Source organism: Arsukibacterium ikkense (assembly GCF_000987775.1).
Classification (GTDB): domain Bacteria; phylum Pseudomonadota; class Gammaproteobacteria; order Enterobacterales; family Alteromonadaceae; genus Alishewanella; species Alishewanella ikkense.
Genome location: NZ_LAHO01000001.1, coordinates 137,693 through 161,424, shown reverse-complemented (window position 1 = coordinate 161,424; position 23,732 = coordinate 137,693). Strand labels below are relative to the sequence as shown.

Genomic DNA, 23,732 nt, shown 5'->3' with positions numbered 1-23,732 from the left:
CAGGCAGCAAACTGGTTTGCTCCTGACAAAATCGAAAAATGCCGGGCATGACCCAGGCAAAGATAACAAGACAAATCAGGACGAGGTGAACACAAATGGCTTATCGCAACACGCAATTTCGCCCTACCAAACTGGTAAGGGCACTGACACTGGCTGGTATGGCAACGCTGCTTAGCGCCTCGCCGGCGTTACTGGCACAGCAAACTGACGAAACCACTCCTGCACAGGCGCAGGAACAAGAGATTGAAGTGATTTCAGTAGTGGGCAGCTTTCGCGGTAGTCTGGCCAGTGCCTTAAACCAGAAACGTTTTGAAACCGGCTCTACCGACACCATCAAAGCTGAAGATATTGCCGACTTTCCGGATCTGAATTTAGCTGAATCATTACAACGCATTCCTGGCGTCGCCATTAGCCGGGTAGCCGGTGAAGGCCGGCAGATTTCGGTGCGCGGTTTAGGCCCGGATTTTACCCGGGTTCGGATTAATGGCATGGAAGCGCAATCAACCAGCGGCGGTACCGATGCCGTTGGTGGCGCCAACCGTGGCCGTGGCTTTGACTTTAATACTTTCTCTTCTGATTTGTTTAGCGAATTAACAGTACGTAAAACCGCCTCTGCCAACGTAGAAGAAGGCTCACTCGGCGCCACGGTAGATTTACGTACCGCCCGGCCATTTGATTATGACGGCCTGACCTTCGCCGCTAATATACAGGCAGGTTACAACGATAAATCAGAAGAAATCGATCCTAAAGGCTCATTTTTATTTAGTAATATCAATGATGATCGCACCTTCGGTTATCTGATTTCTGCGGCATTCTCTGAACGGAATATTCTGGATGAAGGCGCCAGTACAGTGCGTTGGGATAATAGCAACGATTTTGGCAGTTACCGTGGCGTTGCCGATGCGCCTGAGCTACAGGCAATTAACGATGGCTTCCGCCCTCGCTTACCGCGTTATGATTCCTACACCCACAATGTAAAACGCACTGGCGCTGCAGCGGCGTTCGAATTCCGGCCCAGTATGGAAACCCGTTTTAATCTGGATATTTTATACTCTAAAGACGACTCAACCCGGAACGAAGTATTTACCCAGGGCATTTTAAATAACAACGCCATTGGCGCTGCGATGAATGTGCTGGATTATGAAGTCGATAATACTAACACCGTTACTTATGCTTCGTTTGAAAATGCTGTGGTGCGCAATGAAAACCGCTACGATGAATTATCTACCGACTTTCTGCAGTTTACCCTGTCAGCGCAGCATCAGCTGACCGATGATTTAAAAATTGACGGCATGATAGGCCGTGCTAAGTCTGAATTTGATAATCCGGTGCAAACGACCATTGTTATGGAGAAACGTGGTGTTAATTTTAGCTATGACTACCGCGGCGGCAAACGCGCTGCGCCTGAGTTACTGTTTGGTGCAGAGGTATACAACCCGGTGGGCTGGGCAACCAACAGCGTACGCTTGCGCCCTCTTAGCGCGGAAAACACCTTTGATAATGCGGCCCTAAACCTGGAATATGTCTTGAGCGAAAGCCTGACCTTACGCGGTGGCTTACACTATAAAACCTTTGAATTTGAAACCCGCGAAGCCCGCCGCCGCTCTGAGAACACTGCCGGCATAGAAATGACCCCGGATTTAATTGCCAGCTATGATTCAGGCCTGGGTTCACAAGGTGCCTGGTTAATACCCGATTTGGCCGCTATCGACGCCCGCTACAACATTTACAGTAATACCGGTGACTTCGCTGTCAGTACCGATTTTCGCCGGGTAGACAACTACTCAGCCGAAGAAAAGACGTTAGGCGCATACCTGCAACTGGCTTTTGAAACCGAATTAGGCGACACCACCATTCGAGGCGATGTTGGCGGCCGTTATGTGCGAACTGATCAGTCATCAACAGCCTGGGCTACCATTGGCGGTGCGCAAACCCTGGTCACAGCAAAGCACGACTATGACGAGTTTTTACCATCCTTGAATCTGGTGTTTGAACCGATGGATGATGTCATCATCCGCTTTGGCTATGCCGAAGTCATGGCCCGCGCTGGTTTGGGCAGTATCCGCCCTAACGTGTCAGTCTCAGTATCAGGTGGTGCCCGCAGCATCAGTGGCGGCAACCCCACGCTGGAGCCGACCAAAGCGAAAACATATGATTTGGGCTTAGAGCTGTATTTTGACAATGAATCCTTGCTGGGCTTAGCGGTGTTCCGCAAAGAAATTGACAGCTATGTGCAAGGCCTGCGCGAAACTAAACCGTTCACCGAAACCGGTTTACCCATTCAGGCGGCTATCGATGCCTGCAATGCTGGCCCGGGTTATGGTGCAGCAACCGGCTGTACTGAAAACGATCAATGGGATACCAATACACCGTTAAACGGCCCTGGTGGTGATTTATATGGTTTTGAAATACAGTACCAGATGCCCTTTACTTTCCTGCCGGAATTCTGGGATCGCTTTGGTTTTATTGGTAACTTTACCTACGTTAAAGCCCAGCTGGATTACGTAAATGCCGATGGCCAGGTATTAGTCACTCGTGATTTACAGGGCTTATCACAAAATACCCACAGCGCAACGCTGTATTATGAAGATGAAAAATTCAGTGCGCGGGTATCGATGGCTTACCGTGATAAATACTTAACCAATGCCCTGGGCCGCAACAACAACGATATGGAAGGTACTAACTCGACCCGCAATGTCGATGCAGCGCTATCTTATCAATTGACCGACCAGTGGAAAGTGAGCTTTGAAGCGCTTAACTTAACGGATGAAGTAGACGATCAGTGGGTTGACTCCAGCGGCAACCGCTTAACCTATCTGCACGCTACTGGCCGCCAGTACTATCTGGGTGCTCAATATAAGTTCTAACGCTTAGTAGCAGGCTGTTACGGCCTGCTTTTTTCTCCCGGCGACCAGCCTCCCCCCGGGGCGGTTGCTTATAACCTTCGTGCGCCAGGGACGGCCCGATTTTTTTCTGATGGATCGCCGGATTAATTAAACAGGTGTTGTATTGTGAACAAGCGTATTCGATATTCATTGGCTGCGATAAGCCTGGCATTGCTGGCAGGCTGCAACCCGGCGACGCCGCCCGGCCAGCAACAAACCGCAACTGCTGCCAATGCTACGGAGCATGCGGCCGGCTCTGTTGCCAGCCTGGAGGTGGCCAACCCTTCCAGCTTTGCCCGCACTGAAAGCCTGTATATTCCCTTTGCCGATTTAGGCCTGGCAGCGACAGAGGCTCAGGCGTTGGTGGCAACTGTTGAGGGTGAACTTATCCCCTCGCAGCTGATTGACCGTGCCGGCGATGGCCAGGCCGATACCCTCTTTGTGCCATTAGCGTTGGCTGGCGCCAGCCGGCAGAGCCTGCATATTGAAAACAACCCCGGCCTGTTTGCTGCAAGTAACTGGCCCGCGCGTACTCAGGCTGAAATATCCCATAAAGTGGGCGGCCAGTGGCAAAACGCCAAATATATTGGTGGTACCTTTCAAAATGTGACGGAGCTCTCCCCGCCGGCCCAGTATACCGACCATTCGGAGTGGATCCGCTATGAAGGCCCGGGTATTGAATCAGACAAGGTGGGCTACCGGATTTATCTCGACTGGCGCAACGGCTTTGATATCTTTGGCAAGAAAACGACTGACTTAGTGCTGCAAAATGTTGGCCAAGATGGCTATCAGTCGTACCACGAGATGGCAGACTGGGGCATGGATATTTTAAAAGTAGGTAAATCGCTCGGTGCCGGGAGTTATGGTTACTGGGATGGCCAGCAGGTGCAACTGGTATCAACCGTTGGCCAGCATACCGCTAAAGTGATTGAAAACGGTCCGCTGTACTCAGCCTTGCAAATTCAGTATCGAGACTGGCAAATTGCCGGTAAAACCCTGGATTTAACTGCCGATTTAAGCATGACAGCAGGCAGCCGTCTGGTACATACCCGGCTGAATTTATCTGAGCCGCTGGCGAATATCGCCATAGGCCTGGTAAAGCTGCCTGATACCAAACTGCTGCAAGGCAACATGGATATTACCGGTCATGCCTGGACATATATCGCCACCTGGGGCCAGCAAAGCCTGTCAGCGCCAGACAGCAAGTTAGGTATGGCATTGCTGTTTAAACGCGGCCAACTGCTACAGCAAACCGAAGATGACAGCAGCCATGTCGCCGTATTACGCGCGGCAGCAAAGCAGCAGGAATATTACTTTTTAGCCGCCTGGGACGGCGAGCCAAACGGTATTCAAACTGAAGCGGCGTTTATCAGCTATTTAGAGCAACAAATTGAACAACTGACTTTAACCCCACGCCAGCGTCTGAATACGGCCGCTACGCAGGCCGCGCTGGCTGAGCCATTAACCGCCGAACGGGCGCTGTACTGGGCTGAGCACCTGGCACAGAGCGAAATGATCCGGCAAATTCCGCAGTACCGTTATGGTGGCTGGGACTTTGAGCGCAAGCGTCCAGCGACCTGGGAATATACCACCGGCTTGATGCTGCAGGCTTTTGACGATTTACACCAGCTAAAACCGAACCCAACATGGCAACAGCTAGTCAGTGATGTGGTCGCTTCTTTTATAACCGAAGATGGCAATATTCACACCTACGATATAAATAAATACAATATCGACAGCTTAAACACCGGCAATATATTACTGCGTGAATACTTAAACACGCCCAAGCCCGGGTTTCGCCAGGCGCTGGATTTAATGCGCCGGCAAATTACCGAACACCCCCGTACCAAAGACGGTGCCTTCTGGCACAAGAAAATTTACCCGCACCAGTTATGGCTGGATGGCGTTTATATGGGGATGCCCTTTTACGCCTTTTATACCACAGAATTTGAAAATGGCAGCGGCTTAACAGAAGTGGTAAAAGAATTTACCCTGACCCGCGACAAACTTCGCGACAGCAACACCGGCTTGTATTATCACGCCTGGGATGAAGCCAAACAGCAAGTGTGGGCCGATAAAGAAACAGGTTTATCACCGCACTTCTGGGGCCGCGGCTTTGGCTGGCTGACCATGGCACTGGTGGATGTTTTAGATTATATCCCGGCTGAGCAAACCGAGCTGCGCCAGCCGTTGCTGCAGATGATCACCGATATTGCCGCCACTCTGCAAAAATATCAGGACCCGGCCAGTGGCGTCTGGTATCAGATCCTCGACCAGCCCGGGGCGGCGGGCAACTATCTGGAATCGTCGGCCAGTGCGATGTTCAGCTACTTTTACACCAAGGCATTAAACAAAGGCTATTTGCCAGAGCGCTATCGCGCCACGGCAGACAAAGCGTTTAACGGCTTGCTGCATGAGTTTGTGCTGGTACACCCCGATAGCACTATCAGCCTGGTTAATACCGTGCAGGTGGCGGGCCTGGGTTTTGGTCGCGATGGCAGTTATCAGTATTATATGAGCGAGCCACTGTTTCGCAACGATGCCAAAGCCAATGGCCCCTTTATTATGGCGGCGGTGCAAATGGCAAAATTACTGGGCTATCAGGCGCAATAACCTTCTTCCTAAGTTTGGGCCGGCGCAAGCCGGCTCTTTTTTAACAGGAATACCCTAATGTCTGATTTTCTGCGCTACGCAATGTTGTTATCGCTTTTTATGCTGCCACTAAGTCTGCAGCCACTAAGAGCTGATGAGCAGGCCCCCAAAGCCTTGCAACCGGTAACGCTGCATCTGGTGGGTGATTCGACCATGTCTGATAAGCCCAACCTGGCCTACCCGGAGCGGGGCTGGGGCCAGCGGATCTTTATGCCAAATTCCCGGATGGCACCCAGGACAACACCCACCTTAGCGTGCAGGGCGCCAGCAAAATGGCCCAGTTTTTTATCCGCGATTTAAAAGCGCAGCAGCACCCATTGGCCGCTTACATCTATCGGGAGCTGTTATAACAAATAAAAAACCGGCTTTCGCCGGTTTTTTATTAGTTCATTTACTCTGGTGCTTTTGACACACCCACCATCGCCGGGCGCAACAAACGGCCATTTAACTCATAGCCTTTTTGCATCACAAACGTCACGGTATTCGGTGCCACGTCAGCTGACGGCTGAATGGTCATCGCCTGATGTTGGTCCGGGTTAAATGGCTGGCCTTGTGGGTCAATTTGCTGCACACCGTATTTCGCTACGGTATCCAGGAAGCTCTTCATCGTTAGCTCTACGCCTTCAATAATGCCGCTAAAAGCTTCATCTTCGCGGTTAATAAACGCCAGCGCCCGCTCCAGGTTATCCACTACCGGTAATAAATCACCAGCAAACTTTTCCAGAGCAAATTTATGGGCTTTTTCCACGTCCTGGCTGGCACGACGACGGGCATTGTCTGCATCGGCTTTAATTCGCAGCATTAAGTCCTGCTGCTCAGCCAGTTTAGCCTGAGCCTGAGCCAGTTCCGTTTCCAGCTTTGCAATAATGGCTTGCTCACCAGACAATTCCACGGTATCGGCGTGTTCATTGGCAGGGCCTTCTGCTGCGGGGTTGTCTTGCTTAATCTGTTCAGCCTGCTCGTTCGGCTTTGCTTGCTCTGTCATGCTAACTACTCCAAATGAAAGTAGGTCTATTATGGGGATGGAATCTGTCGATTCAAGTTTAAATTTAAGCGATGGGCACACGCTTCCACTAATGGCACCAGCCGGGCATAGTTCATCCGCCGCGGGCCCAGTAAGGCAATAAACCGATGCGGCGTGGTTTGGTAACGCTGACTAATGACACTCACCGGCGCCAATTCAATAAAACCAGATTCTTTACCCAGAATAAGTTTCGGGTGCTCATCAGTGGTAACACTTTGCAGCAAATTAATTAAGCCCGCCGGCTGCTCCAGCATTTGAAACACTTGCTGCAGCGCCGGATTTTGCTGATATTCCGGGCTCAATAATAATTGGTGCTGACCAAAAATAAGTGGCTGATGCTGCAAAAACTCATCCAGACTAAGTTGCCCCAGCACGCTGTTGATCAGTAACTGGCTGCAACCGCTTTCGTTTCTGGCGATGCCGGCCAGCCGGGCAATACCATCCTGCCACTGGCCATTGGCAAGGGCTGCGTTCAATAAACACAGCACTTTACCCAAGGTAGCGCTGTCGATGCTTTGAGCGCAATCAAGCACCCGGTGCAGAATATCGCCATCTTCATCAATCACCACTAGCAACAAACGGTCACTGGTGAGGCGCACCAGATCAATTTGCCGCACTTCGCGGCCACTGGCTTTGGGCGCACTCACTATGGCGACACAACCGGTCAGGTTGGTCAGCAACTGGCCGGCTTGCTGGCACAGTAATGACACCGGCAGAGTAGGCACCAGCCGGCGCTGAATTTCGGCTTGCCAGCGGCTACTAAGCGGCTGCATGGTCAGCATTTTATCAATAAATAACCGAATGCCGCTGGTAGTTGGTACCCGGCCGGCAGAGGTGTGCGGTGAACGGATGAAGCCCTGCTGCTCCAGCTGCACCATGGTGTTACGCACTGTTGCTGAACTGACCGCCAAAGCCTGATTTTCAGCGATAAGCTTACTGGATACCGGCAAACCATCGGCCAGGTATTGTTCAACAATCAGCTTTAAAATCAGTTCTGCCCTGCTTAGCGCCACCGCCATACTGCTTATTACCTTGTTCAGTGTTACTTAGTGATCTGGGGGTTAAACTGGCAATATCAAGTTGATAAATCACTAAAATAGCGCTGATGCTGGTCGCCGGCCAGCGAGGCCGCTATACTGGCAAAATGCCAGCCAGGAACCTCACTATGAGTCATGCTTTTACTAAAATTGGCCTGATCGGAAAACCCAATCATCAGGGCGCTAACCATACGCTGGTCAGCCTGTATCATTTTTTAAGCGCCAAAGGCCTCGATGTCTTCGTCGAAGAACGGGTGGCGCAGTCGCTAGCGCTGACTGATGCAAAAATTCTTGATTTGGTCGATCTGGGTAAAACCTGCGACCTGGCTATAGTAGTAGGGGGGGATGGCAATATGCTTGGTGCGGCCCGGGTACTGGCGCGCTTTGATGTGGCGGTGCTGGGGGTAAACCGTGGTAATTTAGGCTTTTTAACCGATTTGGCGCCGGAGTATTTCGAGCAGCCGCTGTCTGATGTACTGGATGGTAACTTTGTCACCGAAAAAAGAAACCTGCTGGAAATCTCAGTCCATCGCCATGGCAGCATCAAAAGCAGTAACAGTGCGGTAAATGAAGCCGTGCTGCACGCCGACAAAGTGGCGCATATGATTGAATTTGAAGCCTACATCAATAACGAGTTTGTCTACAGCCAGCGTTCCGACGGCCTGATCATCAGCACCCCTACCGGCTCAACGGCATACTCGCTGTCTGGCGGCGGCCCTATCCTGACCCCTGATCTGGATGCGATGTGCCTGGTACCGATGTTTCCGCATACCTTAAGTAGCCGACCGCTGGTGGTTGCCGGTAACAGTGAAATATGTTTGAAAGTGGCCGACAGCAACGACGCCCACCTGCAAATAAGCTGTGACAGCCATGTGATCCTGGCGGTGATGCCCGGCGATGAGATTTATATCCGCAAACACCCAACACCACTGCGCTTAGTGCACCCACCCGGTTACAGCTACTACCATGTACTGCGCAACAAACTGGGCTGGGGCGCAAAACTTTATTAACTGACACCTTGCCATTTGCATAATTACTGTATAAATTTACACTGTAACTAAACACAGTGTTCAACAGTAATTATTCCTGACGGGAGTCACAGCATGCTAAGCCACCTTCATATCAGCAACTTTGCTATCGTGCGGGCATTGGAAATAGACTGGCAAACCGGAATGTCGACCATTACCGGTGAAACCGGTGCCGGTAAATCTATTGCCATTGATGCGCTGTCACTCTGTTTAGGTGAGCGTGCCGATGCCACTGTGGTGCGCCCCGGTGCCGACAAAGCTGATATTGTGGCTACCTTTGACATTGGCAAGCTGCCGCAGGCACAACACTGGCTGGAACAACAAGACCTGGCGATGGGCAGCGAATGTATTGTACGGCGGGTAATTAATAATGAAGGCAGGTCGCGCGGCTACATAAATGGCGTGCAGGTGCCGGCCCAGCAGCTTAAAGCGCTTGGCCAGTATTTACTGAGCATTCATGGCCAGCATGCGCACCAGCAGCTGTTAAAACCGGATTACCAGCGCCAGCTATTAGATGCTTTTGCCGACAATGCCCCGCTGCGCACTCAGTTAAAACAATGCTACCAGCAGTGGCAGGCGTTAAAGCTGGAATACCAGCAACTACAACAAAGCCAGCAGCAACGTGAGGCGCAGCGCCAGCTGTTGGAGTATCAGGTAGCAGAGCTGGATCAATTTGCGCCAGTAAGCGACGAGTTTGCGCAGCTGGAAGCCGAGCAAAGCCGGCTCAGCCACGGCCAGACATTACTAAGCCAGAGCCAGCAATGTATTGAGCAACTGTACGACAGCGATGAAGGCTCTATCTATCAGGCACTCTCGATGGTCAATCAGCAACTGGAACAGCTTTGTCAGTTAGACAACAGCTTAAGCCCACTGCAGCAAATGCTGGCCGATGCCCTGATGCAAACCGAAGAGGCCAGCCGTGAGCTACGCCGTTATGCCGACAAAGTAGAGCTGGACCCGGAACGCTTGCAGCAGATTGATGACCGGATGGGCCAGTGGCTGACGTTAAGCCGCAAACATCAGCTGAACATTGAACAGCTACCTGAGTTTCATCAGCAGCTGGCCGGACAACTGGCAGCACTGGCCGGCGACGATCAGCGCTTAGTGCAGCTGGAAGCCGAACTGACTGAAGCAGAACTGCACTATCAGCAATTTGCCGGCGAATTGCATCAGCAACGTCAGCAGGCGGCCAGTAAGCTAAGTGTGCTGATTGCTAACAGCATGCATGAGCTGAGTATGGCCAATTCGCGCTTTGAGATTAACGTACAGGCGCTGAGCTTAGAGCAAGCCAGCAGCCATGGCTGGGATCAAATCAGCTTTACCGTATCAACCAACCCAGGCCAGCCGCTGCAGCCGCTGGCAAAAGTGGCATCGGGTGGTGAATTATCGCGTATCAGCTTGGCGGTGCAGGTTATTCTGGCCGATAAAATTACCACCCCTACCCTGATTTTTGATGAAGTGGATGTTGGGATCAGTGGCCCGGTGGCGGCCGGTGTGGGTAAGTTGTTACGCCAGTTAGGTGAAACCACCCAGATTATTTGTGTTACCCATTTACCCCAGGTTGCCAGCCAGGGGCATCAGCAGCTATTCGTTGAAAAATATACCGATGGTCAGGCCACTGAAACCCGGATGCGGCGCCTAAACGATGAACAACGCATTGGCGAAATCGCCCGCTTGCTGGCAGGCGAAAACATCAGCGCCAGCGCCCTGGCCAATGCCCGCGAACTTTTGTGCGCGCCAGCAGTCTGAAAGAAGATTTTTCAGCAAGGCTGTCATAGGGTATGATAGCCGCAACCGGACTTAACAGACGAAAACGATGAATAAAGTAGTACAAATTTTAGTGGTAATTGGCCTGCTAGCCAGCTTAAGCGCATGCTCGAATGTAATTTACCGCATTGATGTGCCGCAAGGTAATTTTCTGGAGCAAAAAGACATCGATAAACTGCGGGTGGCAATGACCAAAGAGCAGGTGAAATTTGTGCTGGGCAGCCCGGTTGCCGAAAATGCTTTTGACAACGACACCTGGCATTACTTTTATTCGCTAAAAGGTGGCCGCGGTAATAACTTTCAGAAACAACTTATTATTGAATTTAAAGACAATAAATTACTGGATATTTCAGGCGATTTTGCCAAACACGCGGATTTCGATACGCCGCTGGATATCTGAGTAATTAGCCACGTTTATATAATTAAGGCCTGTTTTACAGGCCTTAATTATTAGTGATCTTGCTTGCGCCCCCCGGTAACCTTATCTGCCCGCCCTTCTTCTTTGGCTTTTTCTGCCCGGCGCCGGCGTAAGTCTTTTGGATCGGCGATGAGTGGCCGGTAAATTTCTATTCTGTCACCGTCTTTTACCAGCTCATCCGGTTTCACCGGCCGGCTCCAGATCCCTACTTTCTGCTCAGTTAAATCTATCTGTGGATACTGCTGCAAAATGCCAGATTGCTCAATCACCTGCTGTACGGTGCTACCAGGCAGTACCGATATTGTTAATAGACTTTGCTGAGCAGGTAAGGCATAAGCCACCTCAACGGTTAAATGTTCAGCCATGACTTGCCCCGTAAACCACTTTAGCCCGCTGGGTAAAGGCATGCACCATAGCCGCTGTCAGCTCAGAGAATACTTTACCAAAGGCAAACTGTACCAACCGGCTGGAAAATTCGAACTCCAGATGCAACACCACTTTGCAGGAATGCTCGTTTAACGGCATAAAGTGCCAGCCTCCCTGTAACCGCTTAAAGGGACCATCAACTAATTGCATATCTATCCGCTCGTGCGGATGCAAAATATTACGGGTGGTAAAAGATTGGCCAATACCCGCCTTGGAAACCTGAAGCTTCGCCACCATCTCGTTAGCAGACTGGCTTAAAATATTAGCAGAGGTACAGCCAGGCAAAAACTGTGGGTAATCTGGTACTGCGTTAACCAGGTCAAACATTTGCTGCGCACTGTAAAAAACCAAGGCACTGCGCTCAATTTGTGGCATACTCACTCCCCTTAAACTCGCTGCTGATTGTAACAGAATAACGCGGGGCAACAAGGCCGGTATAGCACGGCCCCATCGGGATCCAGAGCAGCGTACCCGGTCAGCGCGTTAGCAAAAATAGCGGATTATGAGCAAAAAAAAACCAAGTAAAAACACCAACGGCACTATCGCAACCAATAAAAAAGCCCGCCACGAATATTTTCTGGAAGACAGATACGAGGCTGGCCTTAGCTTGCAAGGCTGGGAAGTTAAAAGTATTCGTGAGGGTAAAGTTAACCTGTCGGATGCTTACGTTATTTTAAAAGACGGTGAAGCTTTTCTGTTAGGCGCGCAAATTCAGGCGTTAAAAAGCGCCTCCAGCCATGTGATCTGCGACCCGGATCGCAGCCGCAAGCTGCTGCTGAATAAACGCGAGTTAAATAAACTTATTGGTTTAAAGGAACGCGACGGTTACACCCTGATCGCCACCGCCATGTACTGGAAGGCCTGCTGGGTAAAAGTAGAGTTCCACCTGGCTAAGGGTAAAAAGCAGCACGATAAGCGCGATGACATTAAAGACCGCGACTGGTCACGCGAAAAAGAACGGATGATGAAACACAGCAAACGCTGAGTTTTATTTTTCTAAGACTTGAAACTATTAGCAGCCGTCTCCATCTAATAGTTGTGACAGTTGGTAAGGTAACAAAACCGGCGATTGGATGTGCTGCCTTGTAATGCTCCTTGTTATACGCAAGCAGCAGGCGTACAATAGCCAAACACTGAGAGTGTGAGTGTTACACCAAAGAATTCGGGGCTGATACTGGATTCGACGGGATTCACGAACTCCTAGGTGCATGCCGAGGTGCGGTAGGCCTCGTAAAAAAACCGCAAAAAACTAGTCGCAAACGACGAAAACTACGCACTCGCTGCTTAATAGGCAGTAGAGAGCTCTTCCCCTCACGCATGTCTGTAAGCTGAGACTCTGGAAGATCACCCCTAACAGAATCGCGTCGCGTCTTCGCCTGGAGACAACACGTTAAAACCAATCAGGCTCGCCCGACGATAGCCTGCCATTCGGCGCTCATAGGGTTAACTAAATGAATGTGCTAAGCATGTAGTACCGACGATGTAGGTTTTTCGGACGGGGGTTCAACTCCCCCCAGCTCCACCACACAAACCAAAAGGCCAGCGCAAGCTGGCCTTTTGGTTTTTCAGCTTCAATAACATTTAGCGGGTTAAAAAAACAAAGGTAGATACATCGAGTTTCTACCACTGTGGAGCTATAGTTTCGTTATGCAAATGTGGAGGTGAATATGGAAACCGGAACAGTCTTTAAAAACAACAGTACCCAGGCCGTGCGGTTGCCGGCTGAGGCGCATTTTCCTGATACCGTAAAAAACGTAACGGTAAGGGTGGTTGGTCATGATCGTATTTTAACGCCGGTCGAGAGCAGCTGGGATTCGTTCTTTCTGCACAGCGCCAGCGTAACAGATGATTTTATGCCTGAGCGAGCCACCCAACATCAGCCCAAACGGGAGCCGCTTTAAGGCTGGAAAACTGGCTTATGGCCTAAAATTACAAAATGTACACCTTCTAAGACACTTACTGGTTATACATCAGGCTTACTCTGGCGCAATGACTTGGTTTTGCCGCGCTGCTTTTTGCCTTCTAATCGTCGTTGCTGGCTGCCAAAAGTTGGTTTGGTGGCCACCCGCTTTTTTTGTACTTTGGCAACTGACTGCACCAGCTCGATAAACTGCGCCAGCGCCAGTTCGCGGTTCATTTCCTGACTGCGGCTTTGTTGGCACTTAATAATCACTTTACCGCTTTGGGTAATGCGGTGATCACTGCGCTGCAGCAGCCGCTGTTTATAGAATTCGGGTAATGATGAGGCGTTAATATCAAAAATAATCTGTACTGCGGTGGCCACTTTATTAACATGTTGACCACCCGCACCGGATGCCCGGATAAATTGCCATTCTAATTCATTCTCAGCTATATTAACGCTATTCGATATTGTAATTGCCACGCTTTTCCTGCCGTTTTTAGCCCAAATTGCTATTTCATGAACTTAAGCTTAATTTATTACCACAGTGGTGATAAAAAAGTTTCAAAAATTAACAACTGTGAAATCAAGTCATTATTCGAAAATTTTCTTAAATTGAAACAAATCAACAAATTTCAGGTTTGACGCATCGTCTGTTCATCTGCATAGTAAATGCGCCTGAGCACATTGAAGTGCCCCTACTGTAGCATGGACGGTTATGTCTTAGCAGGCTAAGCATAAAAAACATAAACCGTAATTTTATTCGATAGGTTAGTTCGTACTATCATCTTTAGGGCATAACGATGACACTGTTGAATCCGACATTGCACAAGGCGGAGCAGAAAACTTTTGCGCCTGCAATGCATACAGAAAATACAACTAAAGACCTTAATCTATCCGATTTCAGTACTTTTTTTCAGGCCTCGCAAGCCATTACCCACCAGGATAAAAACCAGGTTTACCGTTTACGGCACAAGGTTTATTGCGAAGAGCTGAGTTTTGAGCCTTGTCGTCCGTCAGGCTTAGAACAAGATAGCTTTGACCAGCGCGCGTTGCATTGCAGCCTGGCAGAAGCGCAAAGCAACGAAATTGCCGGCACTGTACGACTGATCCATTGCGAGCAAGACCCTGGCCCACTGCCGATTGAGAAGTATTTTGCCGGCCGCTTTACAGCGCCGCATTTAACACCGCAATGCTTTCCACGGCAGCATGTGTGTGAAATTTCCCGTCTGGCCGTTGCCGCTAAATTCAGACGCCGGCTAAAAGATAGCACAGCCAAAGACTTACCCGCGCTTAGCAGCGCCACACAGCCCTTTAATCGTTACATTGCCATAGGCTTGTACCTGATGGCCACCGCTATGTGTCTGGAAAAAGGCTACTACCATGGCTTCGTCAGTATTGAGCCCAGCCTGGCCAGAATACTCCAGCGTATTGGCATTAACTTTACCCCTATTGGTGAGGTGATTGAATTTAATGGTAAGCGGGCCCCTTATTACTTAGACGGCCGTCAGGTGATCGCTAACTTGCAACCGGAATACCGGCAGTTGATGCAAAGTTTAAGGCAGCAACTGTTAGTTGAGCCTGAACAGGCAGAAGCGACGCCGCAGACAACTGGCACTAACAATTTACAATGGGCCATGGCCTGATAAGCTGCGTATCTGAAACAGGATTAACTAACAGATAGGCGTTATGGATTCGTTAAGTCAGATTTGTTTGGGCGCCGGCGTGGCTGTCCTGGTGATGGGCCGGCGGGTGCCGGTAAAACAAACTTTACTTTGGGGGGCCGTGGCGGGCACTCTGCCTGATTTAGATGTGTTATTTGATGCCGGTGATGCCATTGCCAATATGGTCAGCCACCGGGCTCACACTCATGCACCCTTTTATCTGGCGCTATTCAGCCCGCTGTTAGCCTGGTTTATCAGCGCCGTTCATAAACAGCCAGCTTTGTTTAAACGCTGGTGGCTGGCAATCAGTTTAGTTCTTATTACTCATCCGCTGCTGGATGTGATGACAGTATATGGTACCCGCCTGGGCCTGCCTTTTACCGATACCCCGTTTGGGGTTGGTAGTATCTTTATCATTGACCCGCTATACACCCTGCCACTGCTGTGCGGGCTGATTGTTGCATGGCGCCGGCCGCAGTGGTGCAGCAAAGCGGCAGCTGCTGGTTTAGGCTTATCCACCCTGTATTTAGGCTGGAGTTTTGCCGCACAGCAATGGGCAGTGCAGCGGGCCCAGGCAGCACTACCGGTGCCGGTGGTTCAACATATTCTGGTTACGCCAACCCCTTTTAATACGGTGTTATGGCGCATTTTAATTATGACTGAGCAGGGTTACTATGAAGGCTTCTACAGCTTACTGAACCGCAGCGCCCCGCTTGCATATCAGTTTTATCCGCAGGATAAAACGCTGCGCCAACGCTATGCCACACACCCCGATGTTGCCAGGATTGCCGCATTCAGCCACGGTTTTTATAGTTTACGCCAGCAGGGTGAGCAACTTATCTTAACGGATCTGCGCATGGGCTTGCTGGAAAACTATGCCTTTACCTTTGCGCTAACGCCAGATGCCAGTGTGCCGGCAGAGCCGTTACCGCGTGCTTACGATATGGCTAACACCGTACGCTGGATGCAGCAGCAGTTGGTCGCGGCTGAATAGCCGCAACCTTTTACAAGCGAATCGTTAAGCCATCATTTAATGCACGCCGATACGCACTAAAGGCCGGAATACAGGCCAGCACTGCGCTGGCCAGCAAAATGGCTCCCGCCCAGTACAGGCTTTGCAGGCTGAAAGGGTTAATGTTGATAAACAGGCCATAACTGCTGGCCAATGTGTCTTGTAACCCCCACAACGCAACGACCAATGTCACTGCTGCCAACAACAATGCGATTAAGGTTAATAACAATACTTCTAACTGGATCAGCAGAAATAAATACCAGGGGTGGGCGCCTACTGCCCGCAAAATCGCCATCTCCCGCTGCCGCTCTTTCATTGAGGCCAGCAGGGTAGTCATCATCCCCACCAGGCCGGCAACCAGTACCAGCAGGGTAATCAGCAGCAGCAGATTTTCTACCATACGCAGCATCTGCCATAATTCGGCTAACGCCACACCTGGCAGTATCGCCGACAAGGCCTCCCCCCGAAACTCGTTAATTTGTCGTTGCACCACAAAAGTGGCCATCCTCGATTCCAGCCCAACCATAAAAGCCGTAATCGATTTTGGCGTTAAATCGAGCTGCAGCGCTTGCTCAGCGCTGACTCTGCGCCCGGGCATAGGTGCGCCTTGTTGCCAGTCGATATGAATTGCTTCAATGCCTTCCAGGCTGACATGCACGGTTTGATCAAGCGGGGTGCCGGTGGGCGCCAGAATGCCGGTGACAGTAAAGGGCTTATCTTTATGCTCACTAAAACTTACCGCACCAATACCATGCGCCAGGGTGATATTGTCACCCAGCTGATAGCCCAGCTTACTGGCGACTTCAGCGCCCAGCACAGCATCATATACCCCGCTAAACGGCTGGCCACTGGCAAATTGCAATGTCTGCTGATTGGCATAACGATAGTGACTGAAATAGTCAGTATTAGTGCCAAGTACCCGATAACCACGGTGCGAATCGCCCAGCGACAGTGGAATAGTCCAGCTGATTTGCGGGTGTTTGCTGATCCGCTGATAGGTGTCCCAGCTGACGTTTGCCGTAGCATTGCCAATTCTGAATACCGAATATAACAACAGGTTCAGCTGGCCGGAGCGGGCGCCGACAATCAGATCGGTACCCGACACAGTGCTGGTAAAGCTTTGTCTGGCTTCTTTGCGAATATGGTCAATACCAAACAACAGTACCAGACTGACCGTCAGTGAAAATAAGGTCATTAACGCCGTACCACGTCGATTCCATAAACTTTGCCGGGCAAGTTTTAACAACATGGCTGAACTCCTTGTGCCAGGTTTTGCATATCCAGTTGTAACGCAAAGTATTGGCGTAGACCGGCATCGTGGCTGACAAAAATCACGGTAGTGCCGCAGGCATTTGCCTGTTCCAGCAGCACCTGCATAAAACTGTCCCGGTTATCGGCATCGAGCGCTGACGTGGGCTCATCGGCAATCAGTAAAGCGGGCTTAGTCAGTAAGGCCCTGGCAATGGCCACCCGTTGTTGCTGCCCTACGCTAAGCGCTGCAGCTTGCTGCTCAGCAAGATCGGCGCCAAGCCCCAGACGTTGCAACAGCAGCAAAGCCCGCTGCCGGCTTTCGGCATTATTGCAGCCGGCAAAGTGGGCACTGAGTAACACATTATCAAGCACCGATAAGTATGAAATAAGATTAAGCTGCTGAAACACCACACCAATATTGCGGGCGCGCAGAGTATCGCGCTTGCCAGGCGATAGCCGGCTAAAAGGCGTACCCCCCAGCATTATCTCGCCTTGTCTGGGGGCGATAATGCCCGCCAGTAAATTAAGCAAGGTTGTTTTACCGCTGCCTGATGCGCCCTTAATAAACAGGTGTTGGCCCGGTTGCAATATCAACTCTGGCAAGCTCATTTGCCAGCCGGCTGGCTGGTAATAAAACACTACATTTTTGAGCTCAATCGCAGGAAATATCGGCTTGTCGGTCACAGGTTTCATCCCGGTCATGTTATGATTACCACGTTAGTTGGTGTCTATTATGCAAAATTAAGAGGGTAAGCTCCAATGCTTAACAAGTTATCTGTTACGTTATCTGTGGTGTTGGTCGCAAGTTTCAGCCTGCTGCTTAATGCCAGTGAAGTAAAAACCATTGAATGGACAGATTTAATGCCAGAGGAAGACCTGGCATTGCTGATGGCCATGCCAGAAATTCAGCATGACTACAGCCAACCCTCCCCTTTTGATGATAATTACAATGGTAACGACCCGGTTGCCGGGCAATGGGAGCAAATACTACAATCGGCCAGGGTAAAGGAAGAATTTAATAATACCAAGGTAAGGATCCCCGGTTTTATCGTGCCGCTGGAATTTGACGCTGAGCAAAATGTCACCAGTTTTTTTCTGGTACCCTATTTTGGTGCCTGTATCCACGTGCCACCACCACCACCTAACCAGATTATTTTTGTCAGCGGCGCCAAAAATCTCAGAGCCGATATGATTTATTCGCCATTCTGGATTAGCGGTACCATTACCACCCAGCCAATGAGCCATGATTTAGCCAATGCCGCCTATAGTATTAAAGCCGATGTGGTAGAAGAATATACTTATTAGCCTTGCTTAAAGCCCTCTGCAACAAAGCCCGGTCTGTGCACAAACCGGGCTTTGTTGTTTTAAGCACGTCGCCGGTTCCCGGTATAACAACAGCCGGTTAAAACGCCACCTTATTGTTAGCTAAGCTTAAATTGGTTGCGCCCTGCTGACCATTGATTACCCACTGTACCGACACCCGCTCTAGGCTTGGCACCAGATTAAACAACGTCACCGTCAGTTCATTAAAACGCGCCGGTTGCTGACAAATCAAACTGATATTCGCATAAAAATCAGCGTGCTGAGTTGCAACACTGCTGGTTAAATCGGTGTTGGCATCGGCGTCGGTCAGATCACAACCTGCCTGCGAATTAATGGCAAACCATTTACCCTGACGCAGTACATCAAGCGCCACTGCAATTTCCTGGCGTTGCTCAGCGGTAGTTGGCGTATGTTCAAAACCAACGATGTTGTAAGCAGCCGATTGCAACGCCAGCATCGCTTCGTTGCCTTCCAGCACTATGGTTAGCGTCGCCTGCCCATGGACATGAGCGCCCGGGCTGCTGAAATCATCATGTTCGTGGTCATGTTCGTGTTGATGCTGCTGAGGTGCCTGATCATGCTTATGTTTATGATCGTGCTGATGTTCTGGTTGCGCTTTATGGTGATGATCATCAGCGTGCTGCTGCGCCACACTGGCTGGTGCCGCCAATAACAATGCCCCGATAGCCATGACATTCAAATAGCTGCAAACCACAGCACTCAGTCGAAGTGTCGACATAGCTAAAGTCCTTAACGTCGTCAAAAAATGTGCTGTTATCATACCTGCTTGTTACAGCAGCGCAATATCCTCTGCCAACAATCTGCCGATCAGATACCGTTAGCCATTGATCTGAGCTGAAAAACCGTGCGTAACAGTCTAACCAGTATCAGGAGTCCGGATTTATGGCCAAGCTTATCGTGATTTTAGCAGACCAGCTTAGCCCGGCGCTGGCATCCCTGCGTGAAGCCAGCAGTGAAGACCTTATTTTAATGGCCGAAGTGAAACAAGAAGCCAGCTATGTTAGCCACCATAAACACAAAATCATATTACTGTTCAGCGCCATGCGGCATTTTGCCGAGGTGTTACGCCAACAGGGTTATCAGGTAAGCTACCTCGATTATCAACAAGGCTTTGATTCACTCACTGCTGCGGTGCAGCATACATTACAACAACAGCCACAACTGCAAGCTATTATGCTGACCGAATGTGGTGAGTATCGTCTGCAGCAGGAAATTAATAGTTGGCACAACAGGTTTCAGCTACCGCTAGACATGCTGGCAGACGATCGTTTTTTGTGTAGCGCCACTATGTTTGCCAAATGGGCTGATGGTCGCAAACAGCTGCGCATGGAGTATTTCTACCGGGAGATGCGCCGCTATACCGGGCTGTTGCTTGACAACAAACAACAGCCTGTTGGTGGCCAATGGAACTTCGATAAGGCAAACCGCAAAAGCCCGCCAGCTGATTTGCAAGCCATTGCCCCTCTGCAATTTGTACCGGATGAAATCACTCTTGAGGTAATAGCGTTAGTTAAGCAACAGTTCCCGGATAACCCGGGAACTGCTGCTAATTTTTGTTACGCCGTAACGGGTAAGCAGGCGCGGCAGGCCTTTAATCACTTTGTTGCCGAGCAACTGGCCAAGTTTGGTGATTACCAGGATGCCATGCTGCTGGACCAGCCGTTTCTGTTTCATAGTATTTGTTCCATCTATTTAAACTGCGGTTTGCTGGATGTGCGTTGGATGTGCCAGAAGGTCGAAGCGGCTTATCAGCAGGATAAGGTAGCCATTAATGCCGCCGAAGGGTTTATCCGCCAGTTAATAGGCTGGCGTGAATACGTGCGTGGCCTGTACTGGTTGCTGATGCCTGAATACAAAGAGCGCAATTACCTGAATGCCAGCCGGCCCCTGCCAGGCTATTACTGGCATGGCAAAACTAAGATGCGCTGCATGCAACAAGCCATTAGCCACACCATGACCCATGCTTATTCGCATCATATTCAAAGGTTAATGGTTACCGGCAATTTTGCCCTGCTCACCGGGCTGGATGTTAGCGCGGTTACGGACTGGTATCTGGCTGTGTACGCCGATGCCTACGAATGGGTTGAACTGCCAAATACCCTGGGTATGGCCTTGTTTGCCGACGATGGCGTGCTGGCCTCTAAACCTTATGCAGCCAGCGGTGCGTATATTAACCGGATGAGCAACTACTGCCAGCATTGCCAGTATAATGTTAAAGAAAGCACCGGAGCAGATGCCTGCCCCTTTAATGTATTTTACTGGGACTTTCTGGCCCGTAACGAAGATAAACTGGGCGGCAATGCCAGAATGCAGCTGGCGTATAAAAACTGGTATAACAAACCGCCTGAACAACAGCAGGCATTACGTGCCAAGGCTGCAGAGTATCTGATTAAACTGGAGCAGCTATGACCAGCCTGGTGTGGTTAGATCAGGCGCTGCGTCTGCATGACAATCCGCTGCTGTGGTGCAACGCCAATACCCCCGGCCAGAACAGCAGTTCATGCCGGTTAGTAGCTGTGGTGTGTGTTGATCAGGCGGCGTATTTTTCCCGCCAGTATGGCGTGGCGCGTGCCAGCTTGTTGCGGCTACAGCAGCAATTACAGCTGATAGCAAATACCAGACAGGCGTTAGCCCGGCTGAACATTGGCTTAGTCACCCTGTTCGGCGAGCCGGCAACGGAAATCAGCTCGCTTGCTACCGCACTGCAAGCCAACCAGATCTTCGCCGCAACACCAACCGGTTATCACGAACAGCAAACCATAGCCAGGCTGAAACTGCAGCATCAGGTCACTACCCTTGATGTAAACAGCCTGCTAGGCAGCCCTGACTTAGCGCCACAGCTGCACCAGCTACCAGATAGCTTCAGTGCCTTTCGAAAACAACGTGAGCCACTGTTGCAGGTTACACCAGCCCTGGCTGAATATCAGATTCAACCCGGCCAGCACTGGTACTGTCCTGCTGATGTCGCCGCATTTTCTGAAAACTTCAGCCAGCTGGCAATGTTCAGTCAACCCTTGGCGCAACCCGGTAGCAGCGAGCAGGATGCCCTGCAACGGCTGGATGATTATATCTGGCAGCAGCAGGCGATCCGCCATTACAAAATCAGTCGCAACGGTTTGCTGGGCAATTACTACGCCAGTAAGTTTTCGGCGCCGCTGGCGACGGGCTGTTTGTCGGCTCGATTTTGCTGGCAACAGATTGTCCGGTTTGAGCAACAACAGCAGGCAAATGACTCAACCTATTGGCTGAAATTTGAGTTGCTGTGGCGGGAGTTTTTCCGCTGGCAATTCAGAAAATATGGTAAGGCCTGGTTTAGCCGCCATGCCATCAAAGGCCCGGCTGATTTCAGCCCGCCCAGCCTGCCCCACGCCCAGCAGCAAGCCTTTAATCAGTGGTGTGCCGGTAACACTGGTGTGCCCTTTGTTGATGCTAATATGCGCTTGTTAAACACCAGTGGTTTAATGAGTAACCGTGGCCGCCAGAATGTCGCCAGCTATCTTATGCATGATCTTGGCATCGACTGGCGCCTGGGTGCTGCCTATTTTGAACAGCGCCTGCTGGATTACGACGTAGCCAGTAACTGGGGCAACTGGGCCTATATTGCGGGCAGTGGCAATAGCACTGAGCGCCAGTTTAACCTGATAAAACAAGCGCTATGCTATGACCCAGCTGGCGACTTTGTACGCATTATGCTGCCAGAGCTGACTGCCACCGGCAGTTTAATTCATCAGCCAGCCCCTGGTGTTAAGGTGCCGGCACATTGGCAGAGCTGGTTGGCAAAACTGAGTGACAGAAGTAACAGCTGATGACCAGCCTGGTATGGTTTAAACGCGATTTGCGGCTGACCGACCACCAGCCGTTATGGCAAGCCGCCAAACAAGGTGCAGTATTGCCGGTATATATCGTAGAGCCGGATTACTGGCAACAGCCGGATGTGTCGCTGCGCCACTGGCAGTATATCGCCCCGGCCCTGCAGCAGCTTGATAAACAACTGAGCGTGCTGGGCCAACCTTTAATCGTGATGAAAGGCGCAGCAACGGCGGTGCTGCGCCAGCTGTGTCAGCAATATGCCATTACCGCGGTATACAGTCATGAAGAAACCGGCAATCTCTGGACCTATCAACGCGACCTGGCAGTGGCAAAGTTACTTCGCAGCCTTGCCATTCCCTGGCAGCAGTACCGCCAGTTTGCAGTATTTCGGCCACTGGCTAACCGCGACAACTGGTTTGAACTGGCAGATAACTGGCTAAAATCAGCACTGTGCCCGACGCCGGCCAGCTTGCCATTGTTAACCACGATGGCAAACTCGCCAGCCACCTTGGCACCGCAGCGTTGCTCAGACTTGCCCGCAATAACTAAACTGCCGCAGGTTGCCCATGCCGATACCAACTTTAATCATTTTATGCGCGAGCGCAGCCGTAATTATCGCCAGCATATTTCCCTGCCAGCCAAAGCGGCGGTTAGCTGCTCACGCTTGAGCACCGCGATCAGTTATGGTCAGCTCAGTATGCGCCAGCTACAACAACAAAGCCTGCTGGCATTAAAACAGCAAAGCAACCCAAGGCATAAGCAAGGGCTGCAGGCATTTTTCAGCCGCTTGCGCTGGCATTGCCACTTTATGCAAAAGCTGGAAGATGAGCCGGCAATAGAATTTTTTAATATGCATCGTGGTTTTGATGGCATGCGCGAGGCCGATTTTAACCCAGCACAGTTTACCGCCTGGCAAACCGGCCATACCGGCTATCCATTAATTGACGCCGCCATGCGCTGTTTACTGGCCACCGGCTGGCTGCATTTTCGGGGCAGAGCCATGCTGGTCGCCTTTGCCAGTTATCATTTGTGGCTGCATTGGCGGCCAGTGGCACTGCATTTAGCGCAATGTTTTATCGATTATGAACCAGGCATTCATTACCCGCAAATTCAGATGCAAGCCGGTACCACCGGCATTAACCCCAACCGGATGTATAACCCGCTGAAACAAAGCCAGCAAAAAGACCCGGACGGCCAGTTTATTCGCCAATGGCTGCCAGAGCTCAGACAACTGCCCGGCAGCTGGCTGCACAGCCCCTGGCTACTACCAAAAAATCTGCAACTACAATACGGCTGCCTGATAGGGCTTGATTACCCGGCACCAATAGTCGATTTGCAACAGGCACAACAACGGGCCAGAGCCAAGCTAGGCCAGTGGTTGCATAGTCAGCAACAAACGGCTTGGCAACAACAGAAAAAAGCCGTACTGAGCCGGCATGCCAGCCGCAAGCGGCCAGTAGCCCGCAAGGTACACGTTAACCGGGATCAGCTTAGTTTTGAATGGTAAATTGAGT

Annotated in this window: 22 protein-coding genes and 1 other RNA gene; 15 read left to right on the top strand and 8 right to left on the bottom strand. The window is 50.8% G+C overall.

Annotation, left to right across the window (positions count from 1 at the left end; translation table 11 throughout):
- The first annotated feature begins 95 nt into the window (after positions 1-95).
- The 3 genes from WG68_RS00745 (at position 96) to WG68_RS19745 (ending at position 5,837) form a co-directional block, all read left to right on the top strand.
- On the top strand, positions 96-2,867 hold the full coding sequence (locus WG68_RS00745; protein ID WP_046555741.1) for a TonB-dependent receptor: 2,772 nt from the start codon (positions 96-98) through the stop codon (positions 2,865-2,867).
- A gap of 144 nt (positions 2,868-3,011) precedes the next feature.
- Positions 3,012-5,498 carry a glycoside hydrolase family 88 protein gene (locus tag WG68_RS00740; protein ID WP_046555740.1) on the top strand — a complete coding sequence of 829 codons (2,487 nt, stop codon included), beginning with the start codon at positions 3,012-3,014 and terminating at the stop codon, positions 5,496-5,498.
- 57 nt (positions 5,499-5,555) lie between these two features.
- The gene (locus tag WG68_RS19745; RefSeq protein ID WP_046555739.1) at positions 5,556-5,837 is read left to right on the top strand and encodes a hypothetical protein; all 282 of its coding nucleotides are present in this window, start codon (positions 5,556-5,558) and stop codon (positions 5,835-5,837) included.
- Positions 5,838-5,928: 91 nt separating this feature from the next.
- Here WG68_RS19745 and grpE read toward each other — a convergent pair whose 3' ends face one another.
- On the bottom strand, positions 5,929-6,522 hold the full coding sequence (gene grpE, locus WG68_RS00730; protein ID WP_046555738.1) for a nucleotide exchange factor GrpE: 594 nt from the start codon (positions 6,520-6,522) through the stop codon (positions 5,929-5,931).
- Positions 6,523-6,551: 29 nt separating this feature from the next.
- Positions 6,552-7,580, bottom strand: a complete 1,029-nt coding sequence (hrcA, locus tag WG68_RS00725) for a heat-inducible transcriptional repressor HrcA (protein WP_046555737.1) — start codon at positions 7,578-7,580, stop codon at positions 6,552-6,554.
- A gap of 146 nt (positions 7,581-7,726) precedes the next feature.
- Between hrcA and nadK the strand changes: the two genes are divergently transcribed.
- The 3 genes from nadK to WG68_RS00710 all read left to right on the top strand — a co-directional run bounded on the left by nadK (position 7,727) and on the right by WG68_RS00710 (position 10,793).
- Positions 7,727-8,608, top strand: a complete 882-nt coding sequence (gene nadK, locus WG68_RS00720) for an NAD(+) kinase (RefSeq protein WP_046555736.1) — start codon at positions 7,727-7,729, stop codon at positions 8,606-8,608.
- A gap of 93 nt (positions 8,609-8,701) precedes the next feature.
- Positions 8,702-10,375, top strand: a complete 1,674-nt coding sequence (recN, locus tag WG68_RS00715) for a DNA repair protein RecN (RefSeq protein WP_046555735.1) — start codon at positions 8,702-8,704, stop codon at positions 10,373-10,375.
- 67 nt (positions 10,376-10,442) lie between these two features.
- Complete coding sequence (locus WG68_RS00710) at positions 10,443-10,793, top strand: outer membrane protein assembly factor BamE (RefSeq protein WP_046555734.1); 351 nt, start codon at positions 10,443-10,445, stop codon at positions 10,791-10,793.
- A 50-nt stretch (positions 10,794-10,843) separates the two neighbouring features.
- Here the strand turns inward: WG68_RS00710 and WG68_RS00705 are convergent, their stop codons facing one another.
- Positions 10,844-11,176 carry an RnfH family protein gene (locus tag WG68_RS00705; RefSeq protein WP_046555733.1) on the bottom strand — a complete coding sequence of 111 codons (333 nt, stop codon included), beginning with the start codon at positions 11,174-11,176 and terminating at the stop codon, positions 10,844-10,846.
- Positions 11,169-11,612 carry an SRPBCC family protein gene (locus WG68_RS00700; protein ID WP_046555732.1) on the bottom strand — a complete coding sequence of 148 codons (444 nt, stop codon included), beginning with the start codon at positions 11,610-11,612 and terminating at the stop codon, positions 11,169-11,171. Before WG68_RS00700 ends, WG68_RS00705 begins: the two co-directional genes overlap by 8 nt.
- 127 nt (positions 11,613-11,739) lie before the next feature.
- Here WG68_RS00700 and smpB point away from each other — a divergent pair, with 127 nt between their 5' ends.
- From smpB to vapB, 3 genes are all read left to right on the top strand, one after another.
- Positions 11,740-12,222: an SsrA-binding protein SmpB gene (gene smpB / locus WG68_RS00695; RefSeq protein ID WP_046555731.1), complete on the top strand. Its 483-nt coding sequence runs from the start codon at positions 11,740-11,742 to the stop codon at positions 12,220-12,222.
- A gap of 179 nt (positions 12,223-12,401) precedes the next feature.
- Positions 12,402-12,762: a transfer-messenger RNA gene (gene ssrA / locus WG68_RS19275) on the top strand.
- 142 nt (positions 12,763-12,904) lie between these two features.
- The gene (vapB, locus tag WG68_RS00690) at positions 12,905-13,138 is read left to right on the top strand and encodes a type II toxin-antitoxin system VapB family antitoxin (RefSeq protein ID WP_046555730.1); all 234 of its coding nucleotides are present in this window, start codon (positions 12,905-12,907) and stop codon (positions 13,136-13,138) included.
- 62 nt (positions 13,139-13,200) lie between these two features.
- Here vapB and arfB read toward each other — a convergent pair whose 3' ends face one another.
- On the bottom strand, positions 13,201-13,620 hold the full coding sequence (gene arfB, locus WG68_RS00685) for an alternative ribosome rescue aminoacyl-tRNA hydrolase ArfB (RefSeq protein ID WP_046555729.1): 420 nt from the start codon (positions 13,618-13,620) through the stop codon (positions 13,201-13,203).
- A 320-nt stretch (positions 13,621-13,940) separates the two neighbouring features.
- Between arfB and WG68_RS00680 the strand changes: the two genes are divergently transcribed.
- Positions 13,941-14,783, top strand: coding sequence for a PEP-CTERM/exosortase system-associated acyltransferase (locus WG68_RS00680; protein ID WP_083981753.1), 843 nt, complete (start codon positions 13,941-13,943; stop codon positions 14,781-14,783).
- A 43-nt stretch (positions 14,784-14,826) separates the two neighbouring features.
- Positions 14,827-15,795: a metal-dependent hydrolase gene (locus WG68_RS00675; RefSeq protein WP_046555728.1), complete on the top strand. Its 969-nt coding sequence runs from the start codon at positions 14,827-14,829 to the stop codon at positions 15,793-15,795.
- A 10-nt stretch (positions 15,796-15,805) separates the two neighbouring features.
- Here the strand turns inward: WG68_RS00675 and WG68_RS00670 are convergent, their stop codons facing one another.
- Positions 15,806-17,062 carry an ABC transporter permease gene (locus WG68_RS00670; protein ID WP_046555727.1) on the bottom strand — a complete coding sequence of 419 codons (1,257 nt, stop codon included), beginning with the start codon at positions 17,060-17,062 and terminating at the stop codon, positions 15,806-15,808.
- Positions 17,053-17,757 carry an ABC transporter ATP-binding protein gene (locus tag WG68_RS00665; protein ID WP_235357598.1) on the bottom strand — a complete coding sequence of 235 codons (705 nt, stop codon included), beginning with the start codon at positions 17,755-17,757 and terminating at the stop codon, positions 17,053-17,055. The genes WG68_RS00670 and WG68_RS00665 overlap by 10 nt, the downstream gene beginning before the upstream one ends.
- A 66-nt stretch (positions 17,758-17,823) precedes the next feature.
- Here WG68_RS00665 and WG68_RS00660 point away from each other — a divergent pair, with 66 nt between their 5' ends.
- Positions 17,824-18,369, top strand: coding sequence for a DUF3299 domain-containing protein (locus WG68_RS00660; RefSeq protein ID WP_046555726.1), 546 nt, complete (start codon positions 17,824-17,826; stop codon positions 18,367-18,369).
- A gap of 97 nt (positions 18,370-18,466) precedes the next feature.
- Here WG68_RS00660 and WG68_RS00655 read toward each other — a convergent pair whose 3' ends face one another.
- Positions 18,467-19,126 carry a ZrgA family zinc uptake protein gene (locus WG68_RS00655; protein WP_046555725.1) on the bottom strand — a complete coding sequence of 220 codons (660 nt, stop codon included), beginning with the start codon at positions 19,124-19,126 and terminating at the stop codon, positions 18,467-18,469.
- Between the two features lie 164 nt (positions 19,127-19,290).
- On the opposite strand from WG68_RS00655, the gene WG68_RS00650 reads away from it, so the two are divergent.
- Genes WG68_RS00650 through WG68_RS00640 form a run of 3 tightly spaced genes read left to right on the top strand, consistent with a single transcriptional unit; the run spans position 19,291 to position 23,725 of the window.
- A complete protein-coding gene (locus tag WG68_RS00650) occupies positions 19,291-20,817 on the top strand; it encodes a cryptochrome/photolyase family protein (RefSeq protein WP_046555724.1) in 1,527 nt (508 codons plus the stop codon).
- A complete protein-coding gene (locus tag WG68_RS00645; protein ID WP_046555723.1) occupies positions 20,814-22,214 on the top strand; it encodes a DASH family cryptochrome in 1,401 nt (466 codons plus the stop codon). Before WG68_RS00650 ends, WG68_RS00645 begins: the two co-directional genes overlap by 4 nt.
- Positions 22,214-23,725, top strand: coding sequence for an FAD-binding domain-containing protein (locus WG68_RS00640; RefSeq protein ID WP_046555722.1), 1,512 nt, complete (start codon positions 22,214-22,216; stop codon positions 23,723-23,725). The genes WG68_RS00645 and WG68_RS00640 overlap by 1 nt, the downstream gene beginning before the upstream one ends.
- Positions 23,726-23,732: the final 7 nt, after the last annotated feature.

Coding starts and splice junctions, on each gene's coding strand:
- WG68_RS00745 (WP_046555741.1), top strand. CDS start 96: ATGGCTTATCGCAACACGCAATTTCGCCCTACCAAACTGGTAAGGGCA.
- WG68_RS19745 (WP_046555739.1), top strand. CDS start 5,556: ATGTCTGATTTTCTGCGCTACGCAATGTTGTTATCGCTTTTTATGCTG.
- grpE (WP_046555738.1), bottom strand. CDS start 6,522: ATGACAGAGCAAGCAAAGCCGAACGAGCAGGCTGAACAGATTAAGCAA.
- hrcA (WP_046555737.1), bottom strand. CDS start 7,580: ATGGCGGTGGCGCTAAGCAGGGCAGAACTGATTTTAAAGCTGATTGTT.
- nadK (WP_046555736.1), top strand. CDS start 7,727: ATGAGTCATGCTTTTACTAAAATTGGCCTGATCGGAAAACCCAATCAT.
- recN (WP_046555735.1), top strand. CDS start 8,702: ATGCTAAGCCACCTTCATATCAGCAACTTTGCTATCGTGCGGGCATTG.
- WG68_RS00710 (WP_046555734.1), top strand. CDS start 10,443: ATGAATAAAGTAGTACAAATTTTAGTGGTAATTGGCCTGCTAGCCAGC.
- WG68_RS00705 (WP_046555733.1), bottom strand. CDS start 11,176: ATGGCTGAACATTTAACCGTTGAGGTGGCTTATGCCTTACCTGCTCAG.
- WG68_RS00700 (WP_046555732.1), bottom strand. CDS start 11,612: ATGCCACAAATTGAGCGCAGTGCCTTGGTTTTTTACAGTGCGCAGCAA.
- smpB (WP_046555731.1), top strand. CDS start 11,740: ATGAGCAAAAAAAAACCAAGTAAAAACACCAACGGCACTATCGCAACC.
- vapB (WP_046555730.1), top strand. CDS start 12,905: ATGGAAACCGGAACAGTCTTTAAAAACAACAGTACCCAGGCCGTGCGG.
- WG68_RS00680 (WP_083981753.1), top strand. CDS start 13,941: ATGACACTGTTGAATCCGACATTGCACAAGGCGGAGCAGAAAACTTTT.
- WG68_RS00675 (WP_046555728.1), top strand. CDS start 14,827: ATGGATTCGTTAAGTCAGATTTGTTTGGGCGCCGGCGTGGCTGTCCTG.
- WG68_RS00670 (WP_046555727.1), bottom strand. CDS start 17,062: ATGTTGTTAAAACTTGCCCGGCAAAGTTTATGGAATCGACGTGGTACG.
- WG68_RS00665 (WP_235357598.1), bottom strand. CDS start 17,757: ATGAAACCTGTGACCGACAAGCCGATATTTCCTGCGATTGAGCTCAAA.
- WG68_RS00660 (WP_046555726.1), top strand. CDS start 17,824: ATGCTTAACAAGTTATCTGTTACGTTATCTGTGGTGTTGGTCGCAAGT.
- WG68_RS00655 (WP_046555725.1), bottom strand. CDS start 19,126: ATGTCGACACTTCGACTGAGTGCTGTGGTTTGCAGCTATTTGAATGTC.
- WG68_RS00650 (WP_046555724.1), top strand. CDS start 19,291: ATGGCCAAGCTTATCGTGATTTTAGCAGACCAGCTTAGCCCGGCGCTG.
- WG68_RS00645 (WP_046555723.1), top strand. CDS start 20,814: ATGACCAGCCTGGTGTGGTTAGATCAGGCGCTGCGTCTGCATGACAAT.
- WG68_RS00640 (WP_046555722.1), top strand. CDS start 22,214: ATGACCAGCCTGGTATGGTTTAAACGCGATTTGCGGCTGACCGACCAC.